The organism is Rhodopseudomonas palustris (assembly GCF_013415845.1).
Lineage (GTDB): Bacteria > Pseudomonadota > Alphaproteobacteria > Rhizobiales > Xanthobacteraceae > Rhodopseudomonas > Rhodopseudomonas palustris_F.
Genome location: NZ_CP058907.1, coordinates 159,486 through 171,246 on the forward strand (window position 1 = coordinate 159,486; position 11,761 = coordinate 171,246).

At 64.6% G+C, this 11,761-nt stretch carries 12 protein-coding genes and 1 tRNA gene; 5 read left to right on the forward strand and 8 right to left on the reverse strand.

The features are described from left to right. Nucleotides 1-87 precede the first annotated feature (87 nt). Nucleotides 88-1,245 carry an HD-GYP domain-containing protein gene (locus HZF03_RS00725; RefSeq protein ID WP_119018906.1) on the forward strand — a complete coding sequence of 386 codons (1,158 nt, stop codon included), beginning with the start codon at nucleotides 88-90 and terminating at the stop codon, nucleotides 1,243-1,245. A gap of 168 nt (nucleotides 1,246-1,413) precedes the next feature. On the opposite strand, the gene HZF03_RS00730 is transcribed toward HZF03_RS00725, so the two are convergent. From HZF03_RS00730 to HZF03_RS00760, 7 genes are all read right to left on the reverse strand, one after another. Then, on the reverse strand, nucleotides 1,414-1,596 hold the full coding sequence (locus HZF03_RS00730) for a hypothetical protein (RefSeq protein ID WP_012493952.1): 183 nt from the start codon (nucleotides 1,594-1,596) through the stop codon (nucleotides 1,414-1,416). A 197-nt stretch (nucleotides 1,597-1,793) separates the two neighbouring features. Continuing rightward, nucleotides 1,794-2,585 (reverse strand): TOBE domain-containing protein, encoded by a 792-nt coding sequence (locus HZF03_RS00735; RefSeq protein ID WP_011155715.1) that lies wholly within the window; start codon nucleotides 2,583-2,585, stop codon nucleotides 1,794-1,796. A 120-nt stretch (nucleotides 2,586-2,705) separates the two neighbouring features. Beyond that, nucleotides 2,706-3,242: a DUF2478 domain-containing protein gene (locus HZF03_RS00740; RefSeq protein WP_011155716.1), complete on the reverse strand. Its 537-nt coding sequence runs from the start codon at nucleotides 3,240-3,242 to the stop codon at nucleotides 2,706-2,708. Nucleotides 3,243-3,265: 23 nt separating this feature from the next. Then, the gene (locus tag HZF03_RS00745) at nucleotides 3,266-4,060 is read right to left on the reverse strand and encodes an ABC transporter ATP-binding protein (RefSeq protein ID WP_179906240.1); all 795 of its coding nucleotides are present in this window, start codon (nucleotides 4,058-4,060) and stop codon (nucleotides 3,266-3,268) included. Further along, complete coding sequence (locus HZF03_RS00750; protein ID WP_011155718.1) at nucleotides 4,057-5,079, reverse strand: FecCD family ABC transporter permease; 1,023 nt, start codon at nucleotides 5,077-5,079, stop codon at nucleotides 4,057-4,059. Before HZF03_RS00750 ends, HZF03_RS00745 begins: the two co-directional genes overlap by 4 nt. A gap of 1 nt (nucleotide 5,080) precedes the next feature. Beyond that, entirely contained in the window at nucleotides 5,081-6,130 is a 1,050-nt protein-coding gene (locus HZF03_RS00755; RefSeq protein WP_119018907.1) for an iron ABC transporter substrate-binding protein, read from the reverse strand. Beyond that, entirely contained in the window at nucleotides 6,127-6,630 is a 504-nt protein-coding gene (locus HZF03_RS00760; protein ID WP_119018908.1) for an SAM-dependent methyltransferase, read from the reverse strand. The genes HZF03_RS00755 and HZF03_RS00760 overlap by 4 nt, the downstream gene beginning before the upstream one ends. A 663-nt stretch (nucleotides 6,631-7,293) precedes the next feature. Here HZF03_RS00760 and HZF03_RS00765 point away from each other — a divergent pair. Genes HZF03_RS00765 through HZF03_RS00780 form a run of 4 tightly spaced genes read left to right on the forward strand, consistent with a single transcriptional unit; the run spans nucleotide 7,294 to nucleotide 11,446 of the window. Further along, complete coding sequence (locus HZF03_RS00765) at nucleotides 7,294-9,459, forward strand: TonB-dependent receptor (RefSeq protein ID WP_234832266.1); 2,166 nt, start codon at nucleotides 7,294-7,296, stop codon at nucleotides 9,457-9,459. A 56-nt stretch (nucleotides 9,460-9,515) separates the two neighbouring features. Continuing rightward, the gene (locus HZF03_RS00770) at nucleotides 9,516-10,154 is read left to right on the forward strand and encodes a MotA/TolQ/ExbB proton channel family protein (RefSeq protein WP_119018910.1); all 639 of its coding nucleotides are present in this window, start codon (nucleotides 9,516-9,518) and stop codon (nucleotides 10,152-10,154) included. Between the two features lie 12 nt (nucleotides 10,155-10,166). Next, nucleotides 10,167-10,634 carry an ExbD/TolR family protein gene (locus HZF03_RS00775; RefSeq protein ID WP_119018911.1) on the forward strand — a complete coding sequence of 156 codons (468 nt, stop codon included), beginning with the start codon at nucleotides 10,167-10,169 and terminating at the stop codon, nucleotides 10,632-10,634. After that, nucleotides 10,631-11,446, forward strand: a complete 816-nt coding sequence (locus tag HZF03_RS00780) for an energy transducer TonB (protein ID WP_165858143.1) — start codon at nucleotides 10,631-10,633, stop codon at nucleotides 11,444-11,446. The genes HZF03_RS00775 and HZF03_RS00780 overlap by 4 nt, the downstream gene beginning before the upstream one ends. A gap of 113 nt (nucleotides 11,447-11,559) precedes the next feature. Here the strand turns inward: HZF03_RS00780 and HZF03_RS00785 are convergent. Continuing rightward, nucleotides 11,560-11,649: transfer RNA gene (locus HZF03_RS00785), tRNA-Ser, on the reverse strand. Nucleotides 11,650-11,761: the final 112 nt, after the last annotated feature.

An 11,761-nucleotide genomic window follows, 5' to 3' on the forward strand; every position in this document is an offset into this window, starting at 1 on the left:
AAGATACGGAGACCGATGACGCTTAGTTCGGACTTAACGGATAGCCGTTAGGTTGAATTTTGACGCACTTACTGCGAGTTGCGCATTATGCTTATTCAAGCACTGGTTGTGGACGATAGTCGGTCCGCGTTGGATTACTTGAAGCGAACGATCGAGGCAGACGGGCAAGTCCACGTCATCGCCTTCACCGATCCGCTAGAGGCGCTGTCGTCGGCCCGCAACATCGACATCGACATCGTCTTTGCCGACTATGAAATGCCGAAGATGGACGGCATCAGCCTGATCCGCAGACTTCGGTCGCTGCCGAAATTCTCCGACATTCCGATCGTGATGATCACCTCGATCGAGAGCGACGAGGTACGGCTGCAGGCGCTCGATGCCGGCGCGACCGACTTCCTGCCGAAGCGGCCCAAGAGCCTGGAGACCCAGGTCCGGCTGCGCAACATGATCCGGCTCGGCTCCGCGGTTCGCAAGCTGAACGACCGCGCCGCGCTGCTGGCGAGCGAGGTGGCGCGCGCCACGCACGCGCTGCAGGAGCGGGAGGAAGAGATCATTCTTCGGCTGGCGCTGTCGGTCGAGTATCGCGACAACGACACCGGCGATCACACCCTCAGGGTCGCAAAGTACAGCCGGATGATCGCGGAAGGATTAGGACTGCCGGAAAGGCTGTGCCGCGACATCTATCTGGCCGCCCCGCTGCACGATGTCGGCAAGGTCGCCACGCCCGACCATATTCTCCTCAAGCCGGGCAAGCTGACGCCGGACGAGATCGCCGTGATGCAGACTCACACCACGATCGGCGCATCGATTCTCGCCGGCAGCCGATGCGAACTCATTCAGCTCGCCGCCGACATCGCGATCGGCCATCACGAGCGGTGGGACGGCAAAGGCTACCCGAACAAACTGAAGGGTGCCGAGATTCCGATCGCGGCCCGAATCGTCGCAGTCGCCGACGTGTTCGATGCGCTGGCGACCGCGCGTCCATATAAAGTCGCCATGCCGCTCCCGGTGGCGCGGCAGCACCTCGAAAACGGGCGCGGACAGCACTTCGATCCGACCTGCGTCGACGTTTTCCTGGCGCGCTGGGACGAGGTCGTCGCAATTGCCACGGAGCGATTGAAGCTGCAGCAGACGCACGACGCGCCGCTGCAGCCATCACCCCCCCCGGACGCTCGGGAGCCGACGATCACACTGCCGGCGTCGAATCGGAAAGCGGGCCAAACGGGCTTGGTCCCGTCCGAATAGTTCGATCGGAGGCGCACCTGCCGCGCAGGCCGAACGACCATGTCGCCTCGGCAGCAGGGCGAAGCGGATCGTGTTCGCCCGGCGGCCGGCGGCGCATTCTGGACAGGATTGAACGCCGCCAACTCGGCACCGTGTGTCCGCGACGTGCGTCTAATGAAAGCGAACCCGTCAGGCGGCCAGGTCGGCCCGCTGCTGTTGGGGCGACAGTCTGGATTCCTCGATGAAATCCAGCGCCCCATTGATCTCCACCGCGCACATGCGCGCGGCTTCCCGGTTCACGAAGATCGCACGGACGACGCCGCGCCGTCCGTTGTCCTTGCAGACTTCGTCGCCAAGCTTGAATTGGTTCATTCACACACTCTCCGAAAAGAGCCGGTGTCACAGATCCAGCCCGACGTCCTTCCTGACGCGGAAAACGTTAACGATACGTTAACCATAAAGACAGGAGCGCGAGACCAGGCTCGCGTCTGAATCCAGGGGCCGCCCGAGCGGCTCGGCTATTCGGCCGCTGCCACGGGGCCGCTGGACGACGACATTCGGCCCGCGCCTTATTGGACTGCGATGATGACGTGATCGGCTTCGAAGGTCACAGCGGCCTCGGCGTTCTCCGCGATTCCGAGATCTTCGGCATCCTGGCGCGGGACCACCGCAACGATGGTCTTGCCGCCCCCGATGTCGAGATTCACTTCCGAGTGCACCTCGGCGTCGACCCTGCGCTTGACCACGCCGCGAAACACGTTGCGGCGCAGCTTCGACGCCTCGTCGGGCGTGACGAGGCGCACGAACGGCGCCTTGATCAGCGCAAGCGCCTTGCGGCCGGGCGCAAGATCGAGCTGTTCGGCAGCGGCGTTGGTGATCGTCGCGTGGATGGTGAGGTCGTCCGACACTTTGAGTTCGACCTCGACGTCAACCGGCCAGCGCCGGATGCTGATGACCTCGACGATGAACTTGTTGCGCGCCGAGACCTTGAAGCCGCTCGCCCACAACAGCGCGTCGCCGATTTCCTCCAGCCCTTCTTCCGCGATCAGCGTCGAGATCTTCGTCAGATGCTCTTCAAGTCGGTGGAAGACAGTGATCAACCGCCGCCCTTCCGGGGTGATGTCCGCGGCACCACCGACGCGGCCGCTGGTTCGGGTCAGGAACGCCGGCGTCGGCAGCAGATTGTTGATGGCGTCGACGGCTTCCCAGGCGGTCTTGTAACTCAGACCCATCGCTTTGGCGGCCTTGCTGATGCTGCCGTGTTCGGCGACGGCCTCGAGCAGGTGGATGCGGTCCCGACCCGCCAGAAGCCGTCCACCGCTGCGCAACACCAGATATGCGTCGATCTTGTTGTCTGCCATCGCTCGTGCCGCGGGTCGCTTGCCAGCGGCTAACCTAGGCGATCTGGTGCGGACGCGAAAGCGAACGCCGGTAGAGGCGCTCTTGCGGGCAGTGCTCGCACCGCTAGTGTGGCTTCGCGATCAGGTGTCCGCTGACTGGCGCTCTGCCGCAAGCGCGACGAACCAGGCAACGACGGCGTCGGCATCGGCCGGCAGCATCGTCCAGCCTTCGGCGGCGAACGCGATCCAGCCCGGCAGCATCGCCCGCTCCACGGCGACCAGCGCCGGGACGTCCTGCGCGAGCGCCAACCCGATCTCTTCGCGAATGCCGCGCCCGGCGATCTCTTCCTTGGCGAAGCGGCCGAACAACACCAGATCGGGCCGGACGGCGATCGCTTCGGCCAATCGCATCCGCGCGGTCGCGAGGCCATCGGCGTTCAGAATGCACGAGGTCGACCCCGGCCCCAGATCCTGGGACAACGCAATCGAATCGCCGCGAACGATATCGTCGAGCCAGAATGAGGCACGACCGTTCGAATGGCGCGGTCCAAGCCGCGGCACGAGCCCGGCGATACGAACGTCCGGAAGCCCGACGAGGCGGTCGCGCGCCGCAGCCAGGATCTCCTCAAGCACATCCCCGGGCTCATAGACGATGACGGCGAGAGGAAGCGGGGCCATCGGGCGGATCTCCTGGAGCTGAGTTAGCGGGCCGGCGTCGCCGACAGGTCGCAGCGTGTGACGACACGCCGTCCCATCGGGGTGGTCTCGATCGCGAGGTCGAGGCCGTAAAGCTCGCGCAACCGTTCGGCGGTGAGGATCCCGTCGACCGGCCCGACCGCGACCGGCTGGCCGCGGCCCAGGATCACGACGTGATCGGCGATCGCAAACGCATGCTCGGGTTCGTGGGTCGACACCAGCAGCGACAGCCCGCGCGCCGACAGCGCCCGAATCTGATCCAGCAGGCCGAAGCGGTTGCCGAGGTCCAGACTGGCGGTCGGCTCGTCCATGATGATCAGCTCGGTGTCCTGCGTCAGGGCGCGCGCGATCAGCATCAATTGTCGCTGCCCCCCCGAAATGCGGTCGGCGGATCGGTCGGCGATATCGGCAATGCCGAGCGACTCCAGCGCGCGCCAGGCCGCCGCATAGTCGTCGCGGCCTGGCGCGGCGAATATGCCGAGCCGCGCGGTTCGGCCCATCACCACGATATCGATCACGCTATGGCTTGGATCGCCCTGGTAGGCTTGCGGAACGTGAGCGATCCGGCGTGCGATCTGCTCCGGGCGCAGCGTCGCGATATCGTCTCCGCCGATCATGATCCGGCCGCGCAGGGGTGGGACAATTCCTAGCACCGCCTTGAATAGCGTCGTCTTGCCGACGCCGTTCGGCCCCATCAGGCAAGTCGTGCTGCTGCCCGACAGAACAAGGTCGATTCCTTCGGCGAGCGGCTGCCCGTCATAGCCGATCGCAACGTCGTCGAGGACGAGGCGCCCGGTCACTCGCGCCTCCAGATCGAACGAGATCCCCGTCGCGTCATCAGCCAGACGAACAAACCCCCGCCTACCAAGGCCGTCAGCACACCGATCGGAATCTCGATCGTTGCGGCGGTGCGGGCGATGGTGTCGACCACGACCATGAAGGCCGCGCCGATCAGGATCGACACGGGAAGTAGTCGGTCGAAGCGCGGCCCGACCAGGAGCCGGGCGAGATGCGGCACCATCAGGCCGACCCAGCCGATGATGCCGGAGATCGCGACGACGCTCGCAGTGATCAACGTCGCCGCGACGATGACGATCTGCCGGGTTCGGCGGACGTCGACGCCGAGCGCACGCGCGTCGTCGTCGCCGCAGGACAGCACGCTGATGCGCCAGCGCAGCAGAAACAGCGGGATCATGCCGATCGCGACCGTCGGCGCGACGACCGCGATATCGTCGGGTCGGATGCTGGCCAGGCTGCCGAGCAGCCAATAGGTGATCATTGGCAGTTGCGCGTAGGGATCGGCGACGATCTTCACCAGCGAAATCGCCGCCGCCGCGAGCGCGCCGACGACGATGCCGGACAGCACCAACATCAGGATGTCGCCGCGCTGGCGCAGCGACCACGCCAGCGTCACGACCAGGATCACCGTCAGCGATCCGGTCACGAAGCCCAACGCTTGGATCATCGCAACCGGCAGCCCGAACAGGATGCCGACCACCGCGCCGAACCCCGCGCCTTGCGAGACGCCGAGGATGTCTGGAGACACCAGCGGATTGCGGAACAGGCTCTGATACGCGGCGCCGGCGGCCGACAGCGCCCCGCCAACGCAGATCGCCGCGGCGATGCGCGGCAGCCGCACTTGAAACAGCACCGCCGCGATCTGTCCGTCGATGTGGCCACCACCGATCCACGCCGCGATCGCCGCGACGACGTCACCCGGCGCAATACGATATGGCCCGATCCCGGCGGCGCTCACCACGACGACCAGCAACAGGATGGCAAGGCCGGCGACGACCGGCGTGACGCGCAGGATCGGCACCTCAGCGACGAAGCCCTTCGAGGAGCCGGTCGAGATCGCCGTCCTGCACCTCGACTTGGTAGAACAGGCGATAGAAGTCGCGCAGTTCGGTCTTCAGATCGGACGTCACCGGCGCCGGATAGAGCGCGTGCAGTAGCAGCGGCAGACCGATCAGGCGATTGAGCGAAGGCGGCAGGTCGATCGTGCCGAACGGCTGGTTCGGCAGCAGAAACACCCGCTTGTTCTGAACGGCCGGGATCGGCTGCCACTCGGGGCGGCTCATGATCAGATCCCGCACGGCTGGATCGATGGTGATGATCGTATCCGGCGCCCAGCCGATCACATGCTCGGGCGACACGCGCGCAAGCCCGCCAGCCTCGCGGATGCCTTCGACGACGTTGACGGCGCCGACCCGCTCGATGATCTCGGTATTGATCGAGCCCCGCGACCCGGTCTCGAACCCGTCGTTGCCGCGCGCGAGATAAATGCGCGGACGTGACGCCGCGGGCACCGCCCCGACGACGCGGTCGACCTCGGCGAAGATCGCCTCGCTGGCTTTGGCCAATTCCTCGCCGCGCGCGCTCACTCCGAGGATCTGCGCAAGGAGCCGGATCGCGGCGGGCGTGTTTTCAAAGCGACCGTCGATCAGCACGTAGGGAATGCCGGTCTGCGCCTGAATGCGATCGGCGATCGAGCGATAGGTTTCGTTGACCGATCCAAGATCGATGATGAGATCCGGCTTGCTCGCCATCAATCGCTCGGCGCTGATGGTATCGCCGCGGCCGGTCAGCCGGCCGAGCTCCGGAAGATCGCGCACCTTCGGCAGCAGGAAAGGCTTGTCGATGTCGCGTGGCGTGCGCCCCCAGCCGATCATCTTTTCCGGCGCGACCACATAGAGAAAGATCCCGGCGGGCGGACCCGCGGCGAACACGCGGGTAATGTAGTCCGGCACCTCGACGCGGCGCCCCACGGAGTCCGTCACGGTGCGCGCGTGTACGGCCGACGCGCACACGGCGAACGTCAGCATCGTCAGCCCAAGCAGGACGACCAGACGCCGGGCTGGTCCGATCATCGCCGCGGCTCGCCGACCTGGAAATCGCCCGGCTTCGGCGGTGCCAGCGGCATGAATTCGGCGCGGTCCGGCTTCAGATCGACCAGCGGCGTGCCGTCCAGGCAATCGAGCCCCCGAACCAACAGGTTGGCGCCGTCGCGGCGGTCGACACGGGCGATCGAGGTGCCGATCGGGTTCGGCCTGAGCGGCGAGCGGATCGAAAACGTGCCGCGCGCGTCGCCGTCATTGCGCGGGCACTGCAGCAGCAGATCGCGCCGCGACCGATGCAGCCAGTAGAACACCTCGAGCAATGTGCCGTCGTCGATGCCGGCGAGAGCCGGCAGCCAAGTCTCGAACACCTCGATGCGGCAAACCGGACCATCGGCGCGGCCGTGGCGCGGGCACTCCTCGAGCCTGTTCCACGGCGTGTGGATGCGGCCGATGAAGACCACGCCGACGTCGGGGCTTCCCGACCAGTCTGAAGCGAGTTCGCCAGCTCGGATGTCGTCGGTCGCGTCCATGTTTCGTCTCACATGCCCTCTGCTGGCCAGAATCAGGTCCCGGCGCAGGTAAGGGCATAGTCAGATATATGTAAACTGAGTAAACAATATCGACCTTCGACTACCGACGCGCCATAACGCTAGCCTGACCAGCTCTCGTCCCTGGTGACCAGCCCAAGCGTAGAATGTTGCATAATAGCAACAATCAGTGGTAAAAACAGCCGAAAAACGGCCTAACATAGCACCAAAATACCTAACTGCTCAAGCCGTAGGCATTTGCTTGCGACGTGACCTAATTTGCTCATTGCGATCGGCAAAGCCGTCGGCGCAGATATTTTATATAAATGGATTATACGATTGTGGCTTAGTAATGGTCGTTCGAAAGTCTCTGCCAGCACCTGGAGCGACTCCCCGCGCGGCATGCGAACAGCCGGCGGCCCTTCGGATCGGCATCTCTGCCCGGCAAAACTTCCCGGCTGAACAAAGCACTCGCCGCAACGTCCTCGCGCCTCGATCGCACGACGCTCGCTCGGACCGGTCGCCAGACGAGCGCGGCCGAGCGGCCGAAGCGGCAATCACACGACATCAAAGTCGCCACCAGCCGACCACGGCCTGCGGCGCTTTTCGTTTTCCGACGCAAAGGGGCGTCGTCCACAGGGGGCAAGAATGAAACGAGTCAACCGGTTGAGTGTCCTGCTCGCGAGCGCAGCGACGATGACTTCGGTCAACGCTGCGCAAGCGGGCAACGAAGGCGTCTATGAATTGGGGACGATTCATGTGACCGCGGCAGGCGCCAACTCATCGGAGTTCAACAACTTCGGCGGCAGCACGATCTCCAACCAGCAGACCGAGCGCTTCGATAAGCACACGCTCGACAGGGCGATCGACCTCGTACCGGGCGTAGCCGCCGGGACCACCGGCAGCCAGCGCAACGAGACCAACATCTATGTTCACGGTTTCGACCGGCTGCAGGTGCCGCTGTCGATCGACGGCGTGCGCATCTATCTCCCCGCCGACAACCGGATCGACTTCTCCCGCTTCCTCACCGACGACATCTCCGAGATTCAGATCGCCAAGGGTTACGTCTCCGTGCTCGACGGTCCAGGGGGGCTCGGCGGCGCCATCAACCTCGTGACGAAAAAGCCGGTACGGCCGATCGAAGGCGAGTGGCGCTCGCAGGCCGAATTCGGCAACGGCGGCCGGTTCGACGGATTCCGTAATTACGGGCGAGTCGGCGGCAAGCAAAACGACTATTACTTCCAAGCAAGCGCGAGCTGGCAGAAGATCGACGGTTGGGAGCTGCCGTCGAGCTTTACGCCGACCTCGATCGAGAACGGCGGACGCCGCGACTTCTCGTCGTCGAACGATTGGAGCGTCAACCTGAAAGCCGGATGGACGCCCAATCCGGAGGACGAGTACTCGATCAACTTCATCCGCCAGAACGGCGAGAAGGGCGCGCCCTACAATGTCGAGCCGACGGCGTCGCAGAAATACTGGTCGTGGCCGTATTGGAACGTGCAGATCCTGTCGGCGGCGACCAAAACCGCGATCGGCGATGATGCCTACGTCAAGACGCGAACCTTCTGGGAAACGTTCGACAACGCGATCGACATGTGGGACGACGCAGCGCAGACGCTGCGCTATTCGAGCAGCGCGTCGCGCTCGATCTATCAGGATTGGGCAATCGGCAATTCGATCGAGGTCGGCAAGGATTTCGGCCGGTTCGATACGCTGAAATTCGCTACTCACGTGCGGCGCGACAACCACTCCGAGTGGAACGAGCTTTACACCGACCGCTACGGCCTGAACGGCACGACGACGCCGAAGAGCAAGACCTGCGCCACCACCAAAACGGCCAACATCAATTGCTTCGATGAACCGGCCCAGACCTCGACCGAAGACACCTATTCAGTCGCGACCGAGAACACCGTGCATTTCGGACCAGACATCGACTGGGTGCAGGGCGTCAGCTACGATTGGCGCCACCTCAGCAAGGCCGAGGAATACGTGCTGGGGCAGGTCAACAAGTCGGTGTATTATGAGCCGTATTGGATCAACTACAGGCTGACCGATTCTTCGGCGCTGAACTGGCAGACCGCGGCGGTCTGGCGCTATTCAGAAACCGCCAAGCTGTTTGCGAACATCTCTGACCGCACCCGCTTCCCGACGTTGTTCGAGCGGTTCAGCTCACGGTTCGGCACCGGCGCCTCCAATCCCGATCTGGCGCCGGAGCGTGCCATCAATTACCAGATCGGCTGGACCAACGCGTTTGCCCCGAAAAGCCAAGTCTCGATCCTCGGCTACTACGCCACGGTCGAAAACATGATGCAGTCGGTCGCGACCGGCAAAAGCTACACCGACCCGATCACCGGCAAGGTCTCCGCGATCACGCAATACCAAAATGTCGGTGACGGCCACCGCTACGGCGTCGATTTCGCAATCGACTATGCTTTCACCCCCACGCTGATCGCGGGCGGCAACATCTCCTACATCCACAACGTGCTCACCAATCCGATCGATCTGACCATCGAGCAGACCGGCATTCCGACCGTGAAGGGCATGGTCTACGCGACCTACAGTCCGATCGAGGGGCTGTCGCTGACGCCGAACGTGACCTACGCAGACGAACGATGGTCACAGAAGACCGAGGTGATCAACAACAAGACGGTCTCCAGCTACGTGAAGACCGGCGCCTATGTGCTGGCCAACTTCGCGACGGAGTACAAGGTGCGCGAGAACTTCACAGTGTCGGGCGGCGTGAAGAACATCTTCGACAGAAACTACCAGCTTGCCTGGGGCTATCCGGAGCCCGGCCGCACGTTCTACGTCGGCTTCAAGGGCACCTTCTGACCGAATGGCGGACGCAAGCAGGCCCCGTCGAGACGGGGCCTGCGACGGAGAATTCGATGCACGACATCTCGCTCACCCCCGCCGCCGTGTTCGCCCAGGCCGGGCCGGTCGTCAAAACCGTGCTGGTCCTGTTGCTCGCGGCATCGATCCTGAGCTGGGTCTGGATCGTGGAGGCGGTGGTGGCGTTCATGCGGCTGTCGGCCGCGCTCCGCCGCAGCCGCAACGGCGATGAGGCAACAATCCTCGCCACCGTCTCCGCCGCGGGCGCAGCGGCGCGCGATGCATTGCCGCGAGGCACCAGCGAAGCCGATCGTCGGGCGAAAGTCGTCGACACCATGACGCGAGCCGCGCGCGACCTGATCCTGAAGGCCGAAGCGGGGCTGCCCAATCTGGCGATCGTGTCCTCGGTAGCGCCTTTCGTCGGCCTGTTTGGGACGGTGTGGGGAATCATGACCAGCTTTGCCGGCATCGCCGAAGCGCGCGACACCAGCCTTGCCGTGGTCGCACCCGGCATCGCCGAGGCGCTTGCGGCCACCGCCTGGGGTCTCGCGGCCGCGATCCCGGCGTCGATCGGTTACAACCGCATCGGCGCATTGTTCAACCGGACGGCAATCGCGCTCGACGATTTCGTGCAGGCAGAGGCCGAGCGCCTGATCGGCGCGGACCTCGAACGCGCCTCCGCGAGATCACGATAGGAGCGCCGCGTCATGGGCGTTCTTGAACCGATACGCTCTCGGGGCAATGATCTCCGCCCGCAGGCGGAGATCAACGTCACGCCGCTCGTCGACGTGATGCTCGTCCTCCTCATCGTTTTCATGGTGACGGCGCCGATGCTCACCGCCGGCCTGCCGGTCGATCTGCCGAAAGCGACGACCGCGCACCCGCTCGAGCGATCCGAACCGATCGTGGTCACGCTCGATCGCGACGGCAACGCCCAGCTCGGCGACAAGGGCGTCGCGGTGGACGGGCTCGGCGATGCCATCCTGACGCTGACCGCTGGCGACCGAACGCGTGCCATCCATGTCCGCGCCGATCGCGAATGCCGGCACGGGGCTGTGGTGGCCGTGCTCGACCAACTCGGCGCCCACGGCCTGTCCCGCATCGCGATCCTGACCGAGCGCGCCCCTGGCGGCCGCGCGCCGCGCCCAGACGACAAACCACGCGATTCGAGATGACGGGGCCGACTCCGGCGCTATCGCCCGGCGGACGGCTTCTGCTGCTCGGCGCGGTCGCCGCCTGTCACGCGATGATATTCCTGCATTGGGAGGAGACGCCGTCGGCACTGGCGACCGAAACGCCAATGGAAGTGACGATCATCGCGGTCGGCGAAGCGGCCATCGATATCCCTGAAGCCGTCTCAGCCCCGTCGACTACCACGCCACCAGACCCTGCACCGCCAGAGAGTGTCCCCGCAGCAGACGATCCGGGCCGCGCCGACGATCGGCCGACCTCCCCCGAACCGTCCCCGCAGCCGGTCGAAACGCCAGCGTCCGCAATCCGGGTCGAGACCTCCGCGAAGCCGAACCAACCCTCTCAATCGCGGCCGGACAAGCGCCGCACCGAGCGAGACCGTAAGCACGTCACGACACCACCCCGCCCGTCGTCGCGTCATACAGCCGAGATTTCCACCGACACTGGCGATTCCGCGGCATCGCGCGTCAGCACGCGCATGGGCAGCGACGCCGGGCATCAGACCTCCTCGAGCTCCATGTCTCGGGCAAGCTACGCAGCGCTGGTCGTTGCCGAATTCAATCGGCGCAAGGTGTATCCGGAATCCGCGCGCCAGAGCCATCAGCAAGGGACGGCTTCGCTGTCATTCGCGATCGGCGCGTCCGGCGAGGTGATCAGCTACAAAATCACCCGTTCGACCGGCAGTGATGCACTGGACCGTGCGATCGATTCGATGATGAAAACCGCCCGGCCGCCGCCACCGCCCGACGGCCTATTCCGCGGTCATTTCGTCGTGCGCTTCTCGATGAACGATTGAGTTGGGTTGGCGTCGCCGACGTCATTCGGCGCGGCCGCACCTTGCGACCCCGCGACGCGAAACGTGCATCCGACCTCAGAAGCGCTCGAACAGAACACTGTTTGCAGGCGTTATGGCGGAGAGGGAGGGATTCGAACCCCCGATAGGCTTGCACCTATGCCGCATTTCGAGTGCGGTGCATTCAACCACTCTGCCACCTCTCCTGGTGCCAAAGCGGGCGATTCACGCCCGGTGGTCGGGGCGTGTTCTAGGCGAGGAGCGACGGATAGACAAGGCGGGGTATGGCGGATTTCTCGCCAGAATTGACCGGAGAGC

What these genes read in the sequence shown, in the direction of transcription:
- HZF03_RS00775 (WP_119018911.1), top strand. Translation starts at nt 10,167, where the DNA reads ATGGGCGTTCTTGAACCGATACGCTCTCGGGGCAATGATCTCCGCCCG.
- HZF03_RS00760 (WP_119018908.1), bottom strand. Translation starts at nt 6,630, where the DNA reads ATGGACGCGACCGACGACATCCGAGCTGGCGAACTCGCTTCAGACTGG.
- HZF03_RS00770 (WP_119018910.1), top strand. Translation starts at nt 9,516, where the DNA reads ATGCACGACATCTCGCTCACCCCCGCCGCCGTGTTCGCCCAGGCCGGG.
- HZF03_RS00780 (WP_165858143.1), top strand. Translation starts at nt 10,631, where the DNA reads ATGACGGGGCCGACTCCGGCGCTATCGCCCGGCGGACGGCTTCTGCTG.
- HZF03_RS00740 (WP_011155716.1), bottom strand. Translation starts at nt 3,242, where the DNA reads ATGGCCCCGCTTCCTCTCGCCGTCATCGTCTATGAGCCCGGGGATGTG.
- HZF03_RS00725 (WP_119018906.1), top strand. Translation starts at nt 88, where the DNA reads ATGCTTATTCAAGCACTGGTTGTGGACGATAGTCGGTCCGCGTTGGAT.
- HZF03_RS00755 (WP_119018907.1), bottom strand. Translation starts at nt 6,130, where the DNA reads ATGATCGGACCAGCCCGGCGTCTGGTCGTCCTGCTTGGGCTGACGATG.
- HZF03_RS00735 (WP_011155715.1), bottom strand. Translation starts at nt 2,585, where the DNA reads ATGGCAGACAACAAGATCGACGCATATCTGGTGTTGCGCAGCGGTGGA.
- HZF03_RS00730 (WP_012493952.1), bottom strand. Translation starts at nt 1,596, where the DNA reads ATGAACCAATTCAAGCTTGGCGACGAAGTCTGCAAGGACAACGGACGG.